The following is a 20,535-nucleotide window of genomic DNA, read 5'->3' on the forward strand; positions in this document are numbered from 1 at the left end:
GCGGCCGGAGGTGGCGAGGAGGGTGCGGACCGTTTCGCGGGCGGTGCGGACCCTCCTCGCCACCTCCGGCCGCCCCGAACTCACGGACACGGCAATCCTGTTGACCTCGGAAGCCGTCACCAACGCCATCAACGCCTGCAAGCTGGAGGGCCACCTAACCCCCGTAACCCTCCACGCAGGTTGGTCCAGCCCCCACCGTTTCCGAGTCCTCATCCACGACGAGGCACCGGGCATCCCGAGGACCCGCACCCCCACCCCCACCGACGAGGACGGCCGAGGCATCCACCTCATCGCGCACGGCGCCGACGCCTGGGGCGTGTGCACCCACGGCCCCGGCCGGGGCAAGGCGACCTGGTTCGAGCTGGGGAACCGATGACATGGGCGAGGACCTGTCGGTCGGGACAACCCCCACGCCTGATGAAGCCGCCGAACGCGGGAAGCGCGCCCTGGCCCGTCTCGCGGCTCGCGCGGACTCCGGCGACTTCGACCTGTTGCTGGACAAGGAGTACCGGCGGCGGCCACACTCCGGCGCGAGCGCGAGTCGCCCCTCGCCATAACCCCGCCGGGGCGCGCCCCGTCCCCTGGGCGTGCCGCGCCCCGTCCCCGGTGTCCCCCGTCGGTCAGGCTTCGCTCACCGTCGGCAGTACGCCCGTCCGAGCCGCTTCCCCGTACCACCGCGCGCTCGACTTCGGCGTCCGCTCCAGCGTCGCGTAGTCCACGTACACCGCCCCGAAGCGCTTCTGGTACCCGTACGCCCACTCGAAGTTGTCCATGAGCGACCACAGGTAATAGCCCCGTACGTCCGCGCCGTCCGCGATCGCGCGCCCTACCGCCGACAGGTGGCCGTGCAGGTACGCGATCCGCTCGGGGTCGTGGACCTTGCCCTCCGGATCCGGCTTGTCGTCGTACGCCGCGCCGTTCTCCGTGACGTACAACGGCAGGCCCGGGGCCTCCCTCGTGTAGCGCATGATCAGCTCGTGGAGGCCCGTCGGGTCGATCGTCCAGCCCATCTCCGTGCGCTCGCCGGGCGTTTGGAGGAACGCCACGTCGTCCGCGCCCGGCCAGGGGGTGAACGCGCTCAGGCCGTGGCCGTCCGCGCGCGGGCCCACCGACGTCGAGGCCGCCGCCTCCACCGACGTCGGCGTGTAGTAGTTCAACCCCAGTGCGTCCAACGGCTGGTGAATGAGCGTCAGATCGCCGCCCCGGACGTACGACCAGTCCGTGATCGACCTCGTCGCGTCGAGAAGAGACTGCGGATACGAGCCGTGCAGCATCGGCCCGTGGAACACCCCGTTGGCCAGGTCGTCGATCTTCCGGGCCGCCGCCATGTCCTCCGGGGACAGGGAAGCGGGCCTGACCACCGCGGAGTTGAGGCTCACCGCGATCGAGTCGCGGGCCGGTATCGCGGACCGCAGAGCCGAAGTCGCCAGCCCGTGCGCCAAGTTCAGGTGGTGAGCCGCTCGTAGCGACGCCGCCGTGTCCGTACGGCCCGGCGCGTGCACCCCCGAGCCATAGCCCAGGAACGCGCTGCACCACGGCTCGTTGAGCGTGATCCACTGCTCCACGCGGTCGCCCAGCGCCTCGCCCACGATCTGCGCGTACTCGGCGAAGCGGTACGCCGTGTCGCGCTCCGGCCAGCCGCCCGCGTCCTCCAACTCCTGCGGCAGATCCCAGTGGTAGAGGGTGAGCGCCGGCTTGATGCCCACCGCGAGCAGCTCGTCCACCAGACGGCGGTAGAAGTCCAGGCCCACCTGCACCGCCGGACCCCGCCCGGTCGGCTGCACCCGCGGCCAGGAGACCGAGAAGCGGTACGCCGTCAGGCCCAGGTCCGCCATCAGGGCCACGTCGTCGCGGTAGCGGTGATAGTGGTCGACAGCGATGTCACCGTGCTCACCACCGGCCGTACGGCCCGGCGTATGACTGAACGTGTCCCAGATCGAGGGCGTACGGCCGCCCTCCCGCACCGCCCCCTCGATCTGGTAGGCCGAGGTCGCGGCCCCCCAGAGGAAGCCAGGAGGAAAGGCCGCGGTCGTCAGGTCGGACATGGAATCGCTCCCATGGGGTCGGGTGGCGCCCATTATGCATGGGAGCGCTCCCACGTGCAAAGGGTGGTCCGTCCCTCCCTGGAAATCACCCAGGCCCTCCCGGCGCACCGCTCACGTGGATCCCCGATCCCCGCACACCGCTCGCACGGACCCCCGGCACACCGCGCACCTGGCTCCCCGGCACAACCACTCACGCGGATTCCCGCACCACCAACCGCGTCGGCAGGACCACTTCGCGGTGATCGTCGCCGCGGTGGGCGATCTCGTGCAGCAGGAGGCTCGCCATGGTCCGGCCCATCTCCTCCAGCGGCTGGCGGACGCTGGTCAGCGGCGGATCGATGTGCCGGGCCACGATCGAGTCGTCGAAGCCGACGACGGCGACGTCGTGGGGCACCCGCAGGCCTGACGCGCGTAGTTCCAGCACGGCGCCCGACGCCATCACGTCGGACGCGGCGAAGACCGCGTCGAGACCGGGTCGTCGGCGCAGCAGCTCCCGCATGGCCGCACGTCCGCCCTCCTCCCGGAAGTCGCCGTACGCGATCAGCTCCTCGTCGACGACCATGCCCGCGCCCTCCAACGCCTCGCGGTAGCCGTCGAGTCGGGCCTGGGCCGCGTCCATGTCCAGCGGGCCCGTGATGGTGCCGATGGTCCGGCGCCCCTTCGCCAGCAGATGCTCGACGGCGCTTCTGGCGCCACCGCCGTTGTCCGCGCGGACGTGTCCGAGCGGCTCTCCCGGGCCGCGCCGGCCGGCGAGCACCGTCGGAACGGAGAGTTCCCGCAGCCGGTCGGGCAGCGTGTCGCCGCTGTGGACCGAGAGCATCAGCACGCCGTCCACCCGATGGGCGGACAGGTACGTGGCGAGTCGCGCGTACTCCTTCTCGTCCGGCACCAGGACCAGCAGCAACTGCATTCCGGCGCTCGCCAGTTCGGCGGAGACGCCGCGGATGATCTCCGAGAAGTAGGGCTCGGAGAAGAGCCGGGCCTCGCCCTCGGGAACGACCACGGCGACCGAGTCGGTACGGCGGCTGGCCAGCGAGCGGGCGGCCGGGTTGGGGACGTAGCCGAGTTCGGCGATCGCCCGCTCCACGGCCGCGCGGGTGGGGGCACTCACCTTGGGGGAGCCGTTGATGACCCGGGAGACCGTGCCGCGGCCGACGCCGGCGAGGGCGGCCACGGCGTTCAGGGTCGGGCGCCGGACTTCCGCGCGCGGAGGCGGCTGCTCGGCAGGGGTCATTGTTCACCTTCCGGCGATCAGTGGGGGCTGGCCTCATTCTGGCCCAGAAATTCGGGCGAAGGCCCGGACGGACGGTGCCGGCTCCCCGTCCGCGCCACGGACCCTTGAACGACCTGCGTGAATCCTGTGCGGGACCGGTCCGTGTCCGGTCGGTGACGCCTGGTGGAGCGACACATTCACGTGACGTACGGAACACGCTTACGCAACAACGCCGTTTTCAAGTCTTGACACCCGGCCCAGCACGAAGGAGTCTTCCGGCATGCCGCGTGGGAGCGGTCCCACGGAACCTCGGGGGCTCCCTCCCGTGTGCACCGAACCACCAACGGCCCGTCCCTCTATCTCGTATGAAACACCGTTGACCAGCACCTTTTCACCGCACGCCCAGTGCTGTGGGCTGGCCGCTGCTCGAAACGAGAGGGCAGGTCCGGATCGTCGAGCCTCGGCGGTCCGATTCCTGAGATCCCGTTCCCCACTGGAACAAGGAGTAGTGGAATGAGCATCACCCGTACCGCCGGCGGCCGCGGCCGCAGAGTGGCGGCCGTGACCACGACGGTCCTGACGGCCTCCGCCCTGTTGCTGACCGGCTGCAGCAGCGACGACAGCTCCTCGGACGCCAAGGACTCGAACGGGAACATCACTCTCACGGTGGACGACTTCGGGCAGTTCGGCTACAAGGAAGCCGGCCTGTTCGCCCAGTACCACAAGCTGCACCCGAACATCACGGTCAAGGAGAACACCACCGCCAACGAGCAGGACTACTACCCGAAGCTTCTTCAGCAGCTGAACACGGGCAGTGGCCTGGGCGATGTCACGGGCATCGAGGTCGGCCGCATCAAGGAGGTCGTCGACACCCAGGCGGCCAAGTTCGCCGACCTGAGCAAGACGATCAACGTGAGCGACTGGGTCTCCTGGAAGGAGAAGCAGGCCACCGCGTCGGACGGTTCGGTCATCGGCGCCGGCACCGACATCGGCCCGATGTCCCTGTGCTACCGCTCGGACCTCTTCAAGGCGGCGGGCCTCGCGAGCGACCGTGACTCCGTCGCCAAGGCCGTCGCGGGCGGCTGGGAGGACTACCTCAAGCTCGGCGAGAAGTTCAAGGCGAAGGCCCCCAAGGGCACGTACTTCATGGACTCCGCGAGCGCCATGTACAACGCGGTCGTGGGTTCCTCCGCGCAGCAGTACTACGACGCTTCAGGCAAGGCGATCTACAAGAACAGCCCCGCCGTGCAGCAGGGCTGGGACCTGGCCGCGGAAGCCGCGTCCAAGAAGCTGACCGAGGGTCTGCCCCAGTTCGGCGACGCCTGGAAGGCCGCGCTGCGCAAGGGCACCATCGCCACCGTGGCGTGCCCCGCCTGGATGGCCGGCCAGATCTCCATCAACTCCGGTGACGCCTACAAGGGCAAGTGGGACATCGCCCGTGCGCCCGGCACCAGCGCGGCCAACTGGGGCGGCTCCTTCCTGGCCGTGCCCAAGAGCGGCAAGCACGTCAAGGAAGCCACCGACCTGGTCAAGTGGCTGACCGCTCCCGAGCAGCAGGCCGCCGTGTTCAAGGCGATCGGTGTCTTCCCGTCGAACAAGGGCGCCTACGAACTCGCCAGCGTGAAGAACGCGACGCTGCCGTACTTCAACAACGCCCCGATCGGCCAGATCTACGCCGACGAGGCGAAGGCCATCCCCGAGGCCGTGCTCGGCGCGAAGGACGGCACGATCAAGGACACGATCTCCACGCAGATCAACAACATGGAGGAGCGGGGCACCGCGCCCGCCAAGGCGTGGAAGGCCGCGACCGAGTCGATCGACAAGGTGATCGGCTGACACAGGCCGCGGTGCGGGCGACCCGGCGGGCGCCCGCACCGCGTCACGTGCGTGGGACCGTGCGGCGGCTCCTGCCGTAGGCGCGGGGCCCGGACGGCCTCGGTGCCCCGCATCGGCCCCGGTCGTCAAGTGCCGGTCCTTTCAGCGGTGTTCGGCGCACACTCACCGGACACCGCCGCACCGTGTCCGCCGGGACCGGCGACCCGAGTTCGACGACGTGCCCCAGACCGGATCTCCGGTCCTCGCCCCGCCCGTACCCCGGCCGAGATCCAGGGAAGGACTTCCTCCGTGGCAACCACAACCCCCACACGGGGTGCCCCCGCCCCGCCACCCGGCGGCTCCGGCACCGCGTCGAACCCGCCCAGCGTGTGGCGCACCCGGCTGTGGCGCTTCGACGACAAGGCGTCGCCGTACGCGTACATCGCCCCCTTCTTCCTCATCTTCGGTGCCTTCGGCCTCTACCCGATGCTGTACACGGGCTGGATAGCCCTGCACCGGGTGGAGATGACGAGCCTGGACCAGTCCGAGTGGGTCGGCTGGCACAACTTCGCCACGATCCTCCAGGACTCCGAGTTCTGGACCGCCGTCACCAACACCTTTGTCATCGGCGTCATTTCGACCGTCCCGCAGCTCCTGATGGCCCTGGGCCTGGCGCACCTGCTCAACTACAAGCTGCGCGCCAGCACGGTCTGGCGGACGGTGATCCTCACCCCGTACGCCACCTCGGTGGCGACCGCGGCCCTCGTCTTCGCCCTGGTCTTCCGGGCCGACGGAGGTCTGCTCAACTGGGTGCTGCACTTCGTCGGCATCGGCAACACCGACTGGGGCAACGGGGAGTGGACGTCCAAGATCGCCATCTCGATCATCGTGATCTGGCGCTGGACCGGCTACAACACCCTGATCTACCTGGCGGCCATGCAGGCCGTGCCCGCCGACCTGTACGAAGCGGCCTCGATCGACGGAGCGACGCGCTGGCAGCAGTTCCGCAAGGTGACCGTTCCCTCGCTGCGGCCGACGATCCTGTTCACCATCGTCATCTCGACCATCGGTTCCATGCAGCTGTTCGGTGAGCCGCTGCTGTTGCAGGGCGGCACGCTGGGCTCCACCGGGGGGAGCGAGCACCAGTACGAGACGCTCAGCATCTATCTCTTCAACTACGGCTGGAAGCTGGGGCACTTGGGCCCGGCCGCGGCCGTGGCCTGGGCCATGCTCGTCCTGCTCCTGCTCATTGCCCTGATCAACTGGATCGTCGGCCGGTTCGTGCGCAACAGCGCGGCCTGACGGGAGCGATATCGATGACCACGACCAGCCCCACCCAGACCGCGCCGGACCTCGACCCGGCGCCGCTTCCCGTCACCCCGGGCAAGGGCCGCCGACGCTTCAAGATCGGCGCCGGCCAGCAGCTCAAGGGCGGCCCGTTCACCTACGCCACCCTGATCGTCGTAGGCCTGTTCTCGATCTTCCCGCTGTACTGGACGTTGGTGGCCGCCTCGCACGACCAGCAGCGGGTCCTCGACAGCCCGCCGCCGTTCCTGCCGGGCGGCCGGCTGTGGAGCAACCTCCAGGCGGCCTGGGAACAGGCCCACTTGGGGAAGGCGATCGTCAACACCGTGATCGTGGCGGGCTGTATCACCGCCGCCACGCTGTTCTTCTGCACCCTCGCCGGCTACGCCTTCTCCAAGATGCGTTTCCGCGGCCGTAGCGTCCTGATGACCGCGGTCATCGCCACCCTGACGATCCCGCCCCAACTCAGCGTCGTACCGCTGTTCATGATGATGGCGGACATCGGCTGGGGCGGAAAACTGGAGTCGGTGATCTTCCCGACCCTCGTCGGCGCCTTCGGTGTCTTCTTCATGCGCCAGTACCTGTCGGAGGCCCTGCCGTACGAACTCATCGAGGCGGCCAAGGTGGACGGGGCGTCCAACATCCGCATCGTCTGGAACGTGGTCCTGCCCGCCGCGAGGCCCGCGATGATGGTGCTCGGGATGCTCACCTTCGTCCAGGCGTGGAACGACTTCTTCTGGCCCTTCCTCGCCCTGAACCAGGACAACCCCACCATCCAGGTGGCGCTCGGCCAGCTCAGCGCCTCCTACACCCCCGACCAGAGCATCGTCATGGCCGGGGCGCTGATCAGTACCCTGCCGCTGCTGCTGGTGTTCGTGATCTTCGGCAAGCAGATCATCGGAGGCATCATGGCGGGCGCCGTCAAGGGCTGACGCCGAGCCGCCGACTGCCGCTCGCGCAGGCCCAGTTCACCGTCCCGTACGGCCCGCTCAGCACGCGGGCCGTACCCGGCCGGGCGCCCGTCGTCGTGCCCCGTCCGCTTCCCCTCACCGCCGGATCGCCTTCCGGCCCTCACTCACTCCACTCCGGGAGCGCTCACATGACTGCCGTACGACACGAGACCAAGGCCGCGTCGGCCTCCGTCACCTCCTTCCCCCCGGGCTTCGTCTGGGGTGCGGCCACCGCCGCCTACCAGGTGGAGGGCGCCGCCGCCGAGGACGGCCGGACCCCTTCCATCTGGGACACCTTCAGTCACACGCCCGGGAAGGTGCGCAACGGCGACACCGGTGACATCGCCGCCGACCACTACCACCGGTACCGCGACGACGTGGCGTTGATGAAGGACCTCGGCCTGAAGGCGTACCGGTTCTCCATCTCCTGGTCCCGGGTGCAGCCCACCGGACGCGGACCCGCCGTGGAGCGGGGTCTCGACTTCTACCGCAAGCTCGCCGACGAACTGCTCGCGGCGGGCATCACCCCCGTCGCCACTCTCTACCACTGGGACCTGCCGCAGGAGTTGGAGGACGCGGGCGGCTGGCCGCAGCGCGACACCGCACACCGTTTCGCCGACTACGCCGAGATCATGGGCCGGGCCCTCGGGGACCGCGTCGGCCTGTGGACCACCCTCAACGAGCCGTGGTGCAGCGCGTTCCTGGGCTACGGCTCCGGTGTGCACGCCCCCGGCCGCACCGACCCGGCGGCCACCCTGCGCGCCGCCCATCACCTCAACCTGGGCCACGGCCGAGCGGTCGGGGCACTGCGCGAGGTCCTGCCGGCGTCCGCGCAGACCTCCCTCACCCTCAACCTGCACCAGGTGCGCCCGCTCACCGGCAGCGCCGAGGACACGGAGGCCGCCCGCCGGATCGACGCGGTCGGCAACAGGATCTTCACCGGACCGGTCCTGGACGGCGCCTACCCCGAGGACCTGCTCACCGACACCGCGCACCTCGTCGACTGGACGGAACTGGTGCGGGACGGCGACCTCGCCGAGATCTCCCGGCCCATCGACGTGCTCGGCGTCAACTACTACGCCCCGACCGTGGTCTCGGCCGGCGACGGCTCCGGCACCACCAAGAACGACGGCCACGGCGCCAGCGAACACTCCCCGTGGACCGGCTCCGAGCACGTGGACTTCCACCTCGCCAACGACCGGCTCACCGCGATGAACTGGGCCATCGACCCCAGCGGACTGCACACCCTGCTGACCGACCTGGCCGCCTCGCACCCGCGGCTGCCGCTGATGGTCACCGAGAACGGCGCCGCGTTCGACGACTACGTCTCTCCCGAGGGCCGGGTGAACGACCCGCAGCGGATCGCCTACCTGCACTCCCACCTGGACGCCGTCCGCCGGGCCATCACCGACGGAGCGGACGTGCGTGGCTACTTCCTCTGGTCGCTCCTCGACAACTTCGAGTGGTCCTACGGCTATTCGAAGCGTTTCGGCGCCGTCTACGTCGACTACTCCACCCAGCGCCGTATCCCCAAGGCGAGCGCCCACTGGTACGCAGGGGTGATCCAGGGGAACGCGCTGCCGTCCGCCGGTGAAGCCGGTGAACACGGGTGAGGCCCGGCTCGGCGGGCGAAAGCCCCACTTGAGGGGAGAGGATGGAAGCGGGGTGTTCGGGCCCGGCTGTTACATTCCTGGCCTGAAAGCTGCGAACGGAAGGCGGCGACCATGACGGTCAGCGGTGGGCGGAACCGGGGCGGTCGGCGGCCGACCCTGGAGGAGGTCGCCGCCCGTGCCGGTGTGGGCCGCGGCACGGTCTCCCGGGTGATCAACAGCTCGCCGCGGGTGAGCGACGCGACGCGGGCGGCCGTCGAGGCGGCCGTGGCGGAACTGGGCTACGTCCCCAACACGGCTGCACGTGCCCTGGCCGCGAACCGCACGGACGCCATCGCCCTCGTCGTCCCCGAGCCGGAGACCCGCTTCTTCGCGGAGCCGTACTTCTCCGACATGCTCAAGGGCGTCGGCGCCGAACTCTCCGAGACCGAGATGCAGTTGCTGCTGATCTTCGCGGGCAACGACCGCGAACGGCAGCGCCTGGCCCAGTACTTGGCCGCGCACCGGGTCGACGGCGTCCTGCTGGTCTCGGTCCACGCGGACGACCCGCTCCCGGACCTGCTCGCGCAGTTGGAGATCCCGGCGGTGATCAGCGGCCCGCGCTCGGCGGCGGAGACCCTGACCTCGGTCGACTCGGACAACTACGGCGGAGCCCGCTCGGCGGTGGAGCACCTGATCACCCGCGGCCGCACCCGCATCGCCCACATCACCGGCCGCCTCGACGTCTACGGCGCCCAGCGCCGCGTGGACGGCTACCGCGAGGCACTGCTCGACGCGGGCCACGAGGTGGACGAACACCTGATCCAGCCGGGCGACTTCACGGAGGAGGGCGGCCGCCGGGCGATGAAGGAACTGCTGGCCCGCCGCCCCGACGTGGACGCGGTCTTCGCCGGCTCGGACGTCATGGCGGCGGGCGCCCGCCAGGTCCTCCGCGAGGAAGGCCGCCGTATCCCGGACGACATCGCCCTCGTCGGCTACGACGACTCGGCCATCGCCCGCCACATGGACCCGCCCCTCACCAGCGTCCGCCAGCCGATCGAGGAAATGGGCCGCTCGATGATCGACCTCCTCCTCGCCGAGATCGCGGACCGCCGTCCGGCCACGTCCCGGGGCCCTGAGCGTCGACAGGTGGTCCTGGCAACGGAGTTGGTGACGCGGGCGTCGTCCTAGGAGCGTCCCGTCCGCGCCCGCGGGATCACTCGGACCCTACGGCTCCCCAGCCCCGCTCCAGCAGGTCGAACGCCGCGCACATCGTCGCCCTCGGGTCCGCCGAGGCCTCCGCGAGGGTGCGGGCGTCCAGGGCGAAGTGGGCCAGGGAGGTGCAACGGGGGTCGTCCGCGGGGGCGTTCACGGATTCCGCGATCGCGCGTGCCACCGCTTGCTGGTGACGCATCCACATGCGGCGGTGGTACTCGGTCAACGCCGGTGTGGCGCGGACGAGTTGGTGGAACGCGGTGAGCTGGTCGCCGTCGTCGGGAGCGAAGAAGCGGGCGTCCAGCAGATGGTCCCGCAGCGCCCGCGGGATCGATGTTCCCGGAGACCGGTCGCGGACCGCCGCGACCAGGGCGGCCTCCTGGTCCGCGTCCAGGTCGAAGACCAGCGCCTCCTTGCTGGGGAAGTGCTTGAAGAGGGTCGTGGTGGAGACGTCCGCGGCCTCGGCGACATCCCGGATGCTCACCTGGTCGTAGCCGTGCGCCAGGAAGAGCTCCAGCGCCGCGTCGGCCAGGGCCTGCCGGGTGGCGGCCTTCTTGCGTTCGCGGCGGCCGATGATCGGCGTATCGGTCATGCCTCGCAGCATAACTCTCGGTTGGCTTGCTTAAAAAGTTGACCCGTTGTATTTACTTACCGAGCCTGTTTACCGAGTCTCTCCTGGGCTCGTTTGTCGAGCGCGCTTTTCCTTCTCGACGGTGCCGCGAAAGGAGCATTCCTTTGCCCCATCCACTCCTGTCCGTCGACGAGATCCCCGCGACCGAGCCGTACCTCCGCACCGTGGGCGAGATCTTCCGCAGCTTCGGCGACCAGGACTCCGGATGCGTCGGCTACGCGGTCCAACTCCCGGACGGCGAACGCTGGTTCGTGAAGGCGGCGACAACACCCGCCGCCCAGGCCTCACTTGACCGCGCCTGGGCCTTCCACCGCGCGGTACGCCACCCGGCGATCGTCCCCCAGCTGCACCGCGTCACCGTGACGGACAGCGGCCGTACGGCGGCCGTCATGCCGTGGCGTCCCGGCGAGTCCCTCTACGGCCCGGCCCGCGCCCGCTTCCGCGCCCTGCCCCTCGCCTCCGTCCACCGCGCGATCGACCGCGTCCTGGACGCCCATCTCGCGGTGGAGACGGCGGGCATGGTGGCGGTCGACCTCTACGACGGCGCGTTCCTCTACGACTTCTACGGCGACGCGCTCCACCTCGTCGACCTCGACGAGTACCGCCCCGGCCCCTTCGTCCTCCAGGGCGACCGCCTCCCGGGCTCGGCCCGCTTCATGGCCCCCGAGGAGTGGCACCACGGCGCCCGCATCGACATCCGCACGACGGTCTACGCCCTCGCCCGCACCGCCCGCCTCCTCCTCGACGCGGGTGAGGGCGAACGGGCCTGGCGGGGTACGGCGGCTCAACTCGCCGTGCTGGAAAGGGCCACCCGCGCCGATCCCGCCGAACGGTTCGCGGGCGTACGGGAGTTCACGGACGCGTGGCGCGCCGCCACCTGACCTCGCCGTCCTGCCACTCCTGGGTCGGCGCCAGCCCGGCGGCCGTAGCGACCGCCGCGGACGCCCGATGGTCCGGGTGGATGTGCGCCACGACCGTACGGACGGCGGGCCGCGCGGCGAGCCACGACACCAGCCCCCGCGCCGCCTCCGAGGCGATGCCCCGTCCTTGCCAGGGCGCCCCGACCACCCAGGCGATCTCCGCGACCGACCCCGCCTCGGTGATCGTGGCCTGGACCGTGCCGACCAGGCAGTCCTCCGCCCGCAGGCGCAGTACCCAGTTGCACCAGACGGCGGCCGGGTCGGGGGAGCCCGCGGCGAGGCGCTCGTAGCGGGTCCGCAGGGCGTCCGGAGTCAGCGGTTCGCCACCGGTGAAGGTGTGCAGGGCGGGGGAGGACAGGACCGTGGCCATTTCCTCCGCGTGCGCCGGGCTCAGGGGCACGAGATCCAGCCGGGCGGTACTGATGAGTTCGGGTGCGAAGTCCACTGCGGTCGGGTCCCCGTTTCCGGAAAACGAATCAGCCGGTGACTTCGTTTCCGAAGTCACCGGCTGATTACTCAGGGTGAGTGACGGGACTTGAACCCAATCCTTTAGGAAGGCTTGACCTGGGGTTATCTGCAAAAGCGGACATCCGGGTTGCAGTGGACGTCCCGTCGATTGCGTTCGATGCCGTCTGTGTGGCCACGCGTGTGGCCGCGTCCACACGCTCATGGGGTGATCACTCTGTACGTTCAACTCCTGTAGTACAGGCCACCGTTGGTCCGGTGACGGTACCTGTCCAGGTGCGGGGACGCGAAGAGGCCCCGACCGTCCCCAGACAGTCGAGGCCTCTCTCCTCACGGGTAGGGGGGAGCCATCTGGATCAGGTGGCCTCTACCTCGCGAGGGTCTCTGGGGGAGTGGGTCACCAACCCTGCTCCTGCTTCCGCTTGAGGCGTTCCTCGCGGGAGGGGACGACCTTCAGCTTCTCGTCACTGGCCGCCGTCCAGGTGGCCGCCCACATGTAGACGGGGCCGATGACGTACGTCCCGCCCTGTATGTCGGTGACGATGCCCTCCCTGCCCGCGTCGTCGTCCCACACCTGATCACCGATCCCCACCCGGGGCCCCTCCTCGGTCATGCGGCCGGCTCGCGGTGCAACTCGGCCCAGACCTGCTTGCCCCATCGGTGCATGTCCGTTCCCCAGCGCTCGGCCAGGGCGTCGATCAGGACGAATCCCCGGCCGCTGGCGAGCAGGTCGTCGTCACCGGACTTGACCATCTCCGGTATCACGCGGGCCTTGTCGACGACACCGATCCGGACGAAGCGCTCGCTCGGTCTGGAGATCACGACCCGGATGCTCCGGGTGTTCGTGTGCTTGACCGCGTTGGCCACCAGCTCGGTGACGATGAGGACCCCGGAGTCCTCAAGATCGTCCAGGTGCCACGTGGCCAGCGCGATCCTGACGAGCTTGCGGGCTGCCTCGGCGCTCTCCTCCACGGCAGGGAACGTCTCGGAGTACCCAGGGTGCCCCGTAGGGCGTACGACGCTGCTCACAGGCATCAGGACCTCGGTCGGTGTAGGTCGAGCTGGGCGTCACCTCCGCGCTGTCGCTGTCGCTGTAGTGCTCGTGCGCCAACGCCTGGCGATGCCTGTTGACCGTAGGGAGGCGCCAGTGAACCGCTCAACGAGCTTGCGCAGACTTGCACGGATTCACCCGAGCGCGTTGATGGCAGCGGTGATGAGGGATCTCGCGGGGGCGCCGTACACCGCGATTGCGGCCAGTTCGGTGAAGGCCCGTGCGTACTCCTCGATCTCCCGTGGCTGCGTCACGGTCAGATGAGCCGACACAAGCTCCACATTCACCTGTGCTTCGTCGTACATGGTGAAGGACTCGACAGGCCACCCGACGCCGCGAGGCAGACCCAGCGGGATGATCCCCAGACTTACCGACGGCAGTGAGGCGACGGCAATGAGGTGCCCCAGTTGCCCAGCCGTGGTCTCCGCGTCTCCGATGACCGTACGGAGTACCCACTCCTCGATCAGCATGGCGAAGCGGTGGTTGCCTGAATGAAGGATCCGCTGACGGTCCATCCGCACTGCCACGGCCTCGTCGATGTCATCCGGCACGTCCCGGAGTTCGCTGACTGTGCTGAGCACCGCACGTGTGTAGGCGCTTGTTTGGAGCAGGCCGGGAATCACCCACGACTGGTACGTACGGAAGCGGCGCGTGCGATCGAACAGGGGACGCACCGACTCCTGCGCGCGCTTGAGCCCGGCCTGTTCCATGCGGCGCCATTCGACGTACTGCCCGTCGATGCCCCGCGCGGTGGCGATGAGGTCCGGCGCCCGATCGGTCGCCCCGCAGATCAGCGTCCACGCGCGGATGTCCCCATCGGAGGGAGGCGTTCTGCCGTGCTCCAGGCGCGAGGTCTTCGACTCGTGCCAGCCGGCGCGCTTGGCCAGCTCTCTGCCGGTGAGCCCCGAGTCCTTCCGGATCTCACGGAGACGCTGGCCAAGCGCACGACGTGCTTCCTGGATGCTGGAGGACGGGGACGCCACTGTCCTTGTGCTCGCCCTCAGGCGACCTTGTAATCGCCGTGGGCGACTGCGCGCGCCCACACAGCGGCGAACGCTTCTGCACACAGCTTCACGGCCGCGCCGTCCGTACGTACTTCCTCGTCGTCGGGGGCCAGCTCTCCGTCCCCGTCGAAGTGGTGGAAGACGGCAACTTCGTCGTCGAAGAGCCAGAAGTCGTTCCCCGGCAACGCCAGATCCGATGCCCTCCGCCGGGGCAGCCAGCGGACCTCCTCGCCCGCAGCGATGTTGGCACCGGTCAGGTGGTGCTCGAACCTGACGTAGTCGCTAACGGGCTCGGACACGATGCGTGCCCGGCGTACGAGTACGCCTCGCGAGGTGACGTCCGAGATCAGCGTCAGCCACGGACCGGCCACGGCCAAGCCGTCCCGGACTCCGTCCTGCCAGGCCACGAAGCGGGGATCGGATCGCATGTACCCGTCCCGCATCTCCAGGTGCACAGCGGTGCGGGTGCAGGCGCGGAGACGATCCTCAAGAGTCGGTGCCGGTGCCGCCACTGCCGTTGACCTCCGGGAAGAACTGCATCATGCGCTTCGGGAATTCGATCACGGTCTCATGCTCGGGGATGTCCATCTGTCCGAGGCGGTCGTCGTCCAACACCTTCCATCCCTGCAACAGGTAGTTGTCCGTCGCGTCGTCGTAATAGACGGTGGGGGACTTGCCCTCCGGGCTGTCCGGGTCCTTGCCCAGCTTGTGCAGCGTCATGATCCCCTCCACGTAGTTCGTGTGCGAACTGTCTCTACGAGCTTGCTCCAAGTCACCCGTCCATCACACTGACTTGCACGAATTTGCACGGGATGAGGACCTCCGGCGAGCCCGGAGATTGAACGCACGAAAGCGCCCCCGATCTCCACGAGGGAGATCGGGGGCGTTGACGTTCCTACGCAGTTCGTCGATGCGGTGTCTGGTGGCCCTCGTCTTCCAAGGCGGTCCGGGCCGCCTTGGCGAACGCGTCAAGCGGGCGTTCTAGTCTGTGCTTCTGATTGAAGGGGTGACCAGTAATCCCACCGTGTGCCAGTTCGTTCCTGAACACCCTGACCTCGTCAGCGAACACGCCCGCAGCCGCAACTACGGCGTCTGGTCCTGCGATGGCGACGTTCGATCGGCGCTTGCGGACGTTTGCCTGAAGGGCTTCGAACTGGAGGAGGAAATCTTGCGGCTGCCGCCCGTAGAGCGAGTCGATCAGCTCCTGTCCAGCGGCGATGAAGTCTGCGTATGCCGCTGAGCGGGGGCCACGCCTCTCCTGGAGGCTCTCAAAGCGCCGTTGACGAGCGGCCTCAGACTCCGAGAACTTGACCTGAAGATGAGTCGTCCGGAGCCCGAACCAGCTCGTACCAACCGCCGTCAGGCCTGCGAGACCACCACCGATGGCCGCACCCACGACGGCCGCAACTCCTGCATCCACAGGGGGATTCTCACCGGTCAGGCCGATCATCGCAGGGAAACGAGGAGAGCGCCCCTCGTCTCCCGAAGGAGGCGAGGGGCCATGGTCACTGTCCCTTGATTCTCGGGTGTGGTCGCTGGAGCATGGCTGCGCGACAGCATGCGGTGGTCACGCAGCACGGTGGGGGTGCCTTGTGATGAGACACAGAAGAGTTGGGACGCGGCCGGAACAGATCGCGGCAGAGAGGGCTCGACCGGCTGAGCGGGTCTGGACACCCTCCGTAGAGCCTGAGCGCCCTAGGAAGGAGCGCCCGCAGGTTCCACCACCACAGGAGTCCGACGCGCGGGACGTGGCTGAGGAAGACGACGGCTGGACTTCAGAGCCCGCCGATCCGACGCGGTGGACCGGCCCCAGCCGTAGTGTCAGGGACATACCTTCTGGACTGCCGGGTCTCGGCAAACGGCAATAGGGACTCTGGCGTCAGCCCTTCGGGGCACGGAGCGCGTCCCAGCTCTTCTTGCCCGGAGGCCAGGTGGCCGCCGTGCCGGTGTACTTCAGCTTCCGCTGCCATGCCTCGTACGAGGCGACGTCGCCGGAGCCCATGGTGTTCTTGTTCGCGCTGCTCTGGTACTTCCCGCAGCCCTCCGCCACGAGGCGGTCGTGCATGCGGTCCACGATCGGGCTCGTACGGCCGATGGAGAACCAAGAGGCCCCCGGGAAGGGCTCATACGTCTTCGTCCCGGAGGTACCCGTGGAGGGCTTCGTGGAGACCGGGAAGGCGAACCAACTCCCGGGGTCCGTGTGGTCGTTCTCCGGGACGCCCTTGTGCGGGTACCAGCCTGCCTTGGTCTCCCAGATCTGCTCGTTGCGGGTGCAGCTCTCGGGCCGTCCGTTGGGCCAGACGTCCGGGACGCCCCAGCTCTTCACCCAGGCGTGCAGCTCGTCCCACCCCTTGCCCGGGGTGTCGTCGAGCGACTCGTAGACCTTGCCGCCGACCCTGCACCAAGGGAAGAAGAGCGCCTCGATCTGGAGCACCACGGCGCCGGCCCTGTTGGTCCGCGTGCCGCCGGAGAGGTCCTTCAGCGACAGGGAGCGGGAGTTGGCAGGGAAGAACTGGACGGTCTTCCCGGTGAACGGGTCCCAGAGGATGTGGGGCGCCACGGCTCGTCCGGCCGCGTTCGAGCCGAAGTACTTCCGGAGGTTGGCGTACGGGACGAGGTCCAGGGGCTTGGCCTTGGTCGCGTTCTCGTCCCAGGTGATATGACCGATCGCCTTGGCCGGACCGCCGTCGGTGGGCGCGGTGTTGCCGATCGGGAGTCTCTCGGCGCCGGGGAGCCAGAGGTCGGACATGGTGCCTCCAAGAGGGGCTGGCGGGCATGAAGAAGCCCCTCCGGTGCCGTTACGCGTTACCCGGAGGGGTCGGAGAAGGGGGCTCAGGAGGCCGCGGTGGACCTATGGCGGAGGACGAGGCCATCGACGAAGCCCTCGTACGTCGCTCGGTTGTGGGCCTGGAGTTGTTCCGTCACCCGGCGGCTCTCGGTCAGTCGGGCCTGTGCCTCGGGCATCCGGGCCTGGGCCTGCTGGAGGGACTTCTCGGCGGCCCTCTTCGCGGTCTCCGCCTCAGGAGACACCTGCGGCTGGCGGGTGAAGGGCCACATCTCAGGCGCTCCTGGGGAGTTCGGGGTCGTGTCCGAGCGTTTGGAGCAGCGCGGTGAGTGTCCTGCCCTGCTCGATGGCGACGTCCCCGCGCTCCTCGGCCTTGGCGAGCTGTAGCCGGGACAGCTCATGAGCCGCGCGTTCCTTCTCGAACGCCTCGCGCCAACTGTCCTTCTCCGCCAAGAGGTTGTTCATGACGTACCTCGGGACGATGACGCCGACGATCAGCAGGACGACGACCAGGCCGACGATGCCGTACTGGCCGAACTGGTTGAGGATCTTGCCGATGTCGGGACTTCCGCCCGTGTCCTCGGCTGCGGCCATAACCCAGACCAGGTCAGGGATCAACAAGGGGACCTCCCTGCGGGGTGTGCGCAGGAAGGTCCAGCGCTGTGGGGACATGCAGAAGCCCCGGCGAGATGCCGGGGCTCTGCGGTGGGGCTGGAATCAGTCCTCGTTTGGGGCGTCTGGGAAGAAAGTGAAATCCCAGAACATCTCATCAAATTCATCCATCAACCGCTCGCCGTACTGATCCACCAGCGAGATATGGCCCGGTATCTGTACTGCTTGCATCTCGTGGGCCTTCAACGTGAACTGGCACACGAAGCAGAGGAAGCTCTCGGGGACGGACTTTCCAGGCTCCCCTTCCATGAAGAGAGCCGGAGGGCCAGTTGTGATGAGGGCCCAGTTTCCACAGGCGGGACATGTCCAAGGTACGAAGACCTTGCTGGAGGATGCTTGAAACCCAAAATGCAACTTGGGTCGCGTCGCGACGTAGCTGTCCAGGGCTTCCTTCGGGAGGTCCTTGAACCGGTTGTTGAGCCGCCGACGGGCCTGTTCCATCCGCCGCGCAACGTCCCGTTCTACCTTCTCTTGCAGCTCATTGAGCGTGATGTCGACGAGGGTGGACCAAGATCGCCAGTAATTCCGTCGCTCCACACCCAGGTGATCCAGTAGCTGGTTGGTCACCCGGCAGAAGACGGCGAGTCCGTCGAACTCGTCATTGACCGAAGCCATCAGGTGCGCAACGCCGTTCCGCAGCTCGATTAGCTCATCCAGATCAGGGTCACGCTGCGGCAGGACGGTCATGTCCCTGAGACGACTGATGGCCTGTCCTGCCCCGATTGTTCTGAGCTTGCCCGTCTGCCGAACACCGGTCAGGTGAAGGAGAGTGTCGTCCTTGCCCTTCATCTCCATCAGGAGGAACGGGCTTTTCTGTACAAGTGCGGCTTTGGCCAGTCGCTCGATGCTCACCCCTGCGTGGAGGAGGAAGACTTCCTCGTCCTCCGCGCCGTGCGCCTCCAGCGCCGACAACGCGAACTTGCCAGCGCCGCGAAGCAGACTCTCGTAGGAGAGCGAATCATCCATGGATGGACGGTAACCGGCCCTGTAGTACAGGGCGATGGAATTTAGAAGTCCCGGCTCTAGGAGCCGGGACTTCTGCGGGTGGATCAGGCTTACATGGCCGCGAGCTTCGCGAGGACTTGGTCCGGGGTGAGCGCGGGATCGTGATCGACGGATATTTCTTTCACTCCGGTTACGTCCAGCGGGGTGTCGGTCTTGTGCAAGGCGGCCATCTCTTCGCGGCCAGAGACCTCGAAACTGCACACGTAGCAGCCGAAGCCGCTCGCGCTCCACTGGTTACCGTTCGCCGTCCGGCCGTCAGGAGTGAAGGTGACGAGGCCCTTCCCGCCGCAAGCCGGACACTTGCCGCCGAGAGCCCTCAGCACGATCTCCCCGTTCAGGAGAACAGTCATCGGCTTGGCGTATGGCTCCTCCTCGCGGGGCTGGGGCGCATTGAGGGCACCTTCCTTAGCCTGTGCCGGAAGGCCTACGAACCGGTCCTCGAATGCGTGCCGCGCCTGTGTGATCCGGAGCTGGACGTCGCGGAAGACCTGGTCCTCCTGCTCGTTCACTGCGTTCTTGAGCGGGTCCGTCCACCGCTCCCAGAACTCGTCCAGCGGCTTGCCGAGATCGTTGAGGAGAGTCTCGATCGTCGCGGCGAGAGGAGAAATCATCCCCTTGGCCAGGGCGCTGTCCGGGGCGGCGTGGGCGGCGCCGTTGCGCATGTCGATCAGCGTGTCGAGGTCGGGATCGGCCTTGAGAACACCGATCTTCCGGAGCCGCTTGATGGCTTCCATGGCACCGACGGTACGGACCTTCTCCTCGTCCAGCGGGAGGTGTCCGCCGAGGAACATCACCATGTCCGCACTGTTGTTGCGGATCTCGGCGACGTAGGTAGGGTTCTTCGCGGCGAGGGCTGCCTTGGCGAGCTTCTCGATCGCGACACCGGCGTGGAGCGCGAACTCGTCGTACTCCGGGCGACCATGGTCATCCATGGCCTTGTGGGCTGCCTTCTTGGCGCCCTGGTAGAAGCTCTCGGCGGAGAGCGAATCGTTCATGAATAGGACGATAGTCGGCCCTGTACTACAGGGCGCTGGGATTAAAAGGGCCCGCTCGTTCCACTGGCGCTTCAGTAGGACTCACAGTCGTGGGAACGGCCGCTTCACCTCGCTGAGGGGGTCGGCGAAGGCGTCGAACTCCGTGGTCCTCTTCATCGCGAGCGGAGGCCAGGAGAACATCTCCCGTACGGGCCAAAGCGTCTGCACGTAGGGGGTGAAGTCCCCGTGCCCGATTTCGTACCGTAGTCCCTTGGGACCAGCGGCCATGAGCTGAAGCACCGCGAAGCCGATCCGCATGGTCACCACAGTGACCCATCGTTCGAACTCCTGCCCGTCGTCTGTGCGGTCTCGGTTCCTGCTCGGCATGGAGCGGTGCTCGATGGGGCTCGGGCCGTTGAGGTACTGGGGCTGCATCATGTAGGCGCAGAACACCTTCATCTCGTCGGCAGGCACCCGATCCCGGTACAGGTCCGTGAAGAGTTCGGCGGGTACAAGGGGTGGTTTCTGAGCATGCAAGACCTGGCACATCAGGGCGGTCTTGACAGTCCAGGTCGCCAGTACCTCTTGAGCCTCGGGTGGTAGCTCTGTGATCTCTCCCTTGACCATGGGGAGCAGGTAAGGCTGCACGCGCCCTTCGAGTGCGCTCATCCAGCCGCTGTTGCATGGCTCACACACGGCCTTGACCTGTGTTGTGAGTAGGCGGCCGGAGTGGCGTCGCAGACCGCCGTGATCCGAGTGGGCGACCATGATCGCGCGCTCGGTGGGCGGGACCTCGGGGAACCCTTGTGCCACCCATCGAGGATAGACATGTTCATTAGTAACGGGCATACCGCCGCAGAACACGCAGGAACGGGCCATGCGGTGACGATAACCTT

23 protein-coding genes are annotated in these 20,535 nt (G+C 68.0%); 8 read left to right on the top strand and 15 right to left on the bottom strand.

Annotated elements, in window-relative coordinates; translation table 11 throughout:
• Positions 1 to 22: 22 nt before the first annotated feature.
• Entirely contained in the window at positions 23 to 376 is a 354-nt protein-coding gene (locus JHN63_RS04760) for an ATP-binding protein (RefSeq protein ID WP_374222895.1), read from the top strand.
• 1 nt (position 377) lies between these two features.
• Positions 378 to 557: a hypothetical protein gene (locus tag JHN63_RS04765; RefSeq protein ID WP_200677474.1), complete on the top strand. Its 180-nt coding sequence runs from the start codon at positions 378 to 380 to the stop codon at positions 555 to 557.
• Positions 558 to 620: 63 nt separating this feature from the next.
• Here JHN63_RS04765 and JHN63_RS04770 read toward each other — a convergent pair whose 3' ends face one another.
• Together JHN63_RS04770 and JHN63_RS04775 are read right to left on the bottom strand one after the other, a co-directional pair.
• Positions 621 to 2,045: a GH1 family beta-glucosidase gene (locus tag JHN63_RS04770; RefSeq protein ID WP_200677404.1), complete on the bottom strand. Its 1,425-nt coding sequence runs from the start codon at positions 2,043 to 2,045 to the stop codon at positions 621 to 623.
• A gap of 190 nt (positions 2,046 to 2,235) precedes the next feature.
• Positions 2,236 to 3,279 carry a LacI family DNA-binding transcriptional regulator gene (locus JHN63_RS04775; protein WP_200677405.1) on the bottom strand — a complete coding sequence of 348 codons (1,044 nt, stop codon included), beginning with the start codon at positions 3,277 to 3,279 and terminating at the stop codon, positions 2,236 to 2,238.
• A gap of 492 nt (positions 3,280 to 3,771) precedes the next feature.
• On the opposite strand from JHN63_RS04775, the gene JHN63_RS04780 reads away from it, so the two are divergent.
• The 5 genes from JHN63_RS04780 to JHN63_RS04800 all read left to right on the top strand — a co-directional run bounded on the left by JHN63_RS04780 (position 3,772) and on the right by JHN63_RS04800 (position 10,108).
• Entirely contained in the window at positions 3,772 to 5,094 is a 1,323-nt protein-coding gene (locus JHN63_RS04780; RefSeq protein ID WP_200677406.1) for an ABC transporter substrate-binding protein, read from the top strand.
• A gap of 288 nt (positions 5,095 to 5,382) precedes the next feature.
• On the top strand, positions 5,383 to 6,375 hold the full coding sequence (locus tag JHN63_RS04785; protein WP_200677407.1) for a carbohydrate ABC transporter permease: 993 nt from the start codon (positions 5,383 to 5,385) through the stop codon (positions 6,373 to 6,375).
• A 14-nt stretch (positions 6,376 to 6,389) separates the two neighbouring features.
• On the top strand, positions 6,390 to 7,310 hold the full coding sequence (locus JHN63_RS04790; RefSeq protein ID WP_200677408.1) for a carbohydrate ABC transporter permease: 921 nt from the start codon (positions 6,390 to 6,392) through the stop codon (positions 7,308 to 7,310).
• Between the two features lie 167 nt (positions 7,311 to 7,477).
• On the top strand, positions 7,478 to 8,941 hold the full coding sequence (locus JHN63_RS04795; protein WP_200677409.1) for a GH1 family beta-glucosidase: 1,464 nt from the start codon (positions 7,478 to 7,480) through the stop codon (positions 8,939 to 8,941).
• A 111-nt stretch (positions 8,942 to 9,052) separates the two neighbouring features.
• Complete coding sequence (locus JHN63_RS04800; protein ID WP_200677410.1) at positions 9,053 to 10,108, top strand: LacI family DNA-binding transcriptional regulator; 1,056 nt, start codon at positions 9,053 to 9,055, stop codon at positions 10,106 to 10,108.
• 25 nt (positions 10,109 to 10,133) lie between these two features.
• On the opposite strand, the gene JHN63_RS04805 is transcribed toward JHN63_RS04800, so the two are convergent.
• On the bottom strand, positions 10,134 to 10,724 hold the full coding sequence (locus JHN63_RS04805) for a TetR/AcrR family transcriptional regulator (RefSeq protein ID WP_200677411.1): 591 nt from the start codon (positions 10,722 to 10,724) through the stop codon (positions 10,134 to 10,136).
• 143 nt (positions 10,725 to 10,867) lie between these two features.
• Here JHN63_RS04805 and JHN63_RS04810 point away from each other — a divergent pair, with 143 nt between their 5' ends.
• Entirely contained in the window at positions 10,868 to 11,644 is a 777-nt protein-coding gene (locus tag JHN63_RS04810) for a serine/threonine protein kinase (protein WP_234476148.1), read from the top strand.
• Here JHN63_RS04810 and JHN63_RS52415 read toward each other — a convergent pair.
• From JHN63_RS52415 to JHN63_RS04870, 12 genes are all read right to left on the bottom strand, one after another.
• Positions 11,616 to 12,128 (bottom strand): GNAT family N-acetyltransferase, encoded by a 513-nt coding sequence (locus tag JHN63_RS52415; RefSeq protein WP_307781818.1) that lies wholly within the window; start codon positions 12,126 to 12,128, stop codon positions 11,616 to 11,618. The genes JHN63_RS04810 and JHN63_RS52415 overlap by 29 nt on opposite strands.
• A gap of 417 nt (positions 12,129 to 12,545) precedes the next feature.
• The gene (locus JHN63_RS04820; RefSeq protein WP_200677413.1) at positions 12,546 to 12,740 is read right to left on the bottom strand and encodes a hypothetical protein; all 195 of its coding nucleotides are present in this window, start codon (positions 12,738 to 12,740) and stop codon (positions 12,546 to 12,548) included.
• 17 nt (positions 12,741 to 12,757) lie between these two features.
• Entirely contained in the window at positions 12,758 to 13,120 is a 363-nt protein-coding gene (locus tag JHN63_RS04825) for an ATP-binding protein (protein WP_307781819.1), read from the bottom strand.
• A 213-nt stretch (positions 13,121 to 13,333) separates the two neighbouring features.
• Positions 13,334 to 14,182 (bottom strand): helix-turn-helix transcriptional regulator, encoded by an 849-nt coding sequence (locus JHN63_RS04830; protein WP_200677469.1) that lies wholly within the window; start codon positions 14,180 to 14,182, stop codon positions 13,334 to 13,336.
• Between the two features lie 17 nt (positions 14,183 to 14,199).
• Positions 14,200 to 14,646: a DUF6879 family protein gene (locus JHN63_RS04835; RefSeq protein ID WP_374222896.1), complete on the bottom strand. Its 447-nt coding sequence runs from the start codon at positions 14,644 to 14,646 to the stop codon at positions 14,200 to 14,202.
• Positions 14,647 to 14,689: 43 nt separating this feature from the next.
• Positions 14,690 to 14,923 carry a hypothetical protein gene (locus tag JHN63_RS04840; protein WP_200677416.1) on the bottom strand — a complete coding sequence of 78 codons (234 nt, stop codon included), beginning with the start codon at positions 14,921 to 14,923 and terminating at the stop codon, positions 14,690 to 14,692.
• A 175-nt stretch (positions 14,924 to 15,098) separates the two neighbouring features.
• The gene (locus JHN63_RS04845) at positions 15,099 to 15,653 is read right to left on the bottom strand and encodes a hypothetical protein (RefSeq protein ID WP_200677417.1); all 555 of its coding nucleotides are present in this window, start codon (positions 15,651 to 15,653) and stop codon (positions 15,099 to 15,101) included.
• A 429-nt stretch (positions 15,654 to 16,082) separates the two neighbouring features.
• Positions 16,083 to 16,952, bottom strand: a complete 870-nt coding sequence (locus JHN63_RS04850; RefSeq protein WP_200677418.1) for a peptidoglycan-binding protein — start codon at positions 16,950 to 16,952, stop codon at positions 16,083 to 16,085.
• Positions 16,953 to 17,261: 309 nt separating this feature from the next.
• Positions 17,262 to 17,582, bottom strand: a complete 321-nt coding sequence (locus JHN63_RS04855) for a hypothetical protein (protein WP_200677419.1) — start codon at positions 17,580 to 17,582, stop codon at positions 17,262 to 17,264.
• Between the two features lie 123 nt (positions 17,583 to 17,705).
• Positions 17,706 to 18,626: a hypothetical protein gene (locus JHN63_RS04860; RefSeq protein WP_200677420.1), complete on the bottom strand. Its 921-nt coding sequence runs from the start codon at positions 18,624 to 18,626 to the stop codon at positions 17,706 to 17,708.
• 89 nt (positions 18,627 to 18,715) lie between these two features.
• Positions 18,716 to 19,660, bottom strand: coding sequence for a hypothetical protein (locus JHN63_RS04865; RefSeq protein WP_200677421.1), 945 nt, complete (start codon positions 19,658 to 19,660; stop codon positions 18,716 to 18,718).
• An 81-nt stretch (positions 19,661 to 19,741) separates the two neighbouring features.
• On the bottom strand, positions 19,742 to 20,452 hold the full coding sequence (locus tag JHN63_RS04870) for a hypothetical protein (protein WP_200677422.1): 711 nt from the start codon (positions 20,450 to 20,452) through the stop codon (positions 19,742 to 19,744).
• Between the last annotated feature and the right edge of the window lie 83 nt (positions 20,453 to 20,535).

Source organism: Streptomyces sp. MBT65, assembly GCF_016612545.1.
In the GTDB taxonomy this organism is placed as follows: Bacteria; Actinomycetota; Actinomycetes; order Streptomycetales; family Streptomycetaceae; genus Streptomyces.

Bases quoted from the DNA above. Each gene is read 5' to 3' on its own strand.
- JHN63_RS04765 (WP_200677474.1), top strand. From the start codon at position 378: ATGGGCGAGGACCTGTCGGTCGGGACAACCCCCACGCCTGATGAAGCC.
- JHN63_RS04770 (WP_200677404.1), bottom strand. From the start codon at position 2,045: ATGTCCGACCTGACGACCGCGGCCTTTCCTCCTGGCTTCCTCTGGGGG.
- JHN63_RS04775 (WP_200677405.1), bottom strand. From the start codon at position 3,279: ATGACCCCTGCCGAGCAGCCGCCTCCGCGCGCGGAAGTCCGGCGCCCG.
- JHN63_RS04780 (WP_200677406.1), top strand. From the start codon at position 3,772: ATGAGCATCACCCGTACCGCCGGCGGCCGCGGCCGCAGAGTGGCGGCC.
- JHN63_RS04790 (WP_200677408.1), top strand. From the start codon at position 6,390: ATGACCACGACCAGCCCCACCCAGACCGCGCCGGACCTCGACCCGGCG.
- JHN63_RS04795 (WP_200677409.1), top strand. From the start codon at position 7,478: ATGACTGCCGTACGACACGAGACCAAGGCCGCGTCGGCCTCCGTCACC.
- JHN63_RS04800 (WP_200677410.1), top strand. From the start codon at position 9,053: ATGACGGTCAGCGGTGGGCGGAACCGGGGCGGTCGGCGGCCGACCCTG.
- JHN63_RS04805 (WP_200677411.1), bottom strand. From the start codon at position 10,724: ATGACCGATACGCCGATCATCGGCCGCCGCGAACGCAAGAAGGCCGCC.
- JHN63_RS04835 (WP_374222896.1), bottom strand. From the start codon at position 14,646: ATGCGGGACGGGTACATGCGATCCGATCCCCGCTTCGTGGCCTGGCAG.
- JHN63_RS04840 (WP_200677416.1), bottom strand. From the start codon at position 14,923: ATGACGCTGCACAAGCTGGGCAAGGACCCGGACAGCCCGGAGGGCAAG.
- JHN63_RS04845 (WP_200677417.1), bottom strand. From the start codon at position 15,653: ATGATCGGCCTGACCGGTGAGAATCCCCCTGTGGATGCAGGAGTTGCG.
- JHN63_RS04850 (WP_200677418.1), bottom strand. From the start codon at position 16,952: ATGTCCGACCTCTGGCTCCCCGGCGCCGAGAGACTCCCGATCGGCAAC.
- JHN63_RS04855 (WP_200677419.1), bottom strand. From the start codon at position 17,582: ATGGCCGCAGCCGAGGACACGGGCGGAAGTCCCGACATCGGCAAGATC.
- JHN63_RS04860 (WP_200677420.1), bottom strand. From the start codon at position 18,626: ATGGATGATTCGCTCTCCTACGAGAGTCTGCTTCGCGGCGCTGGCAAG.
- JHN63_RS04865 (WP_200677421.1), bottom strand. From the start codon at position 19,660: ATGAACGATTCGCTCTCCGCCGAGAGCTTCTACCAGGGCGCCAAGAAG.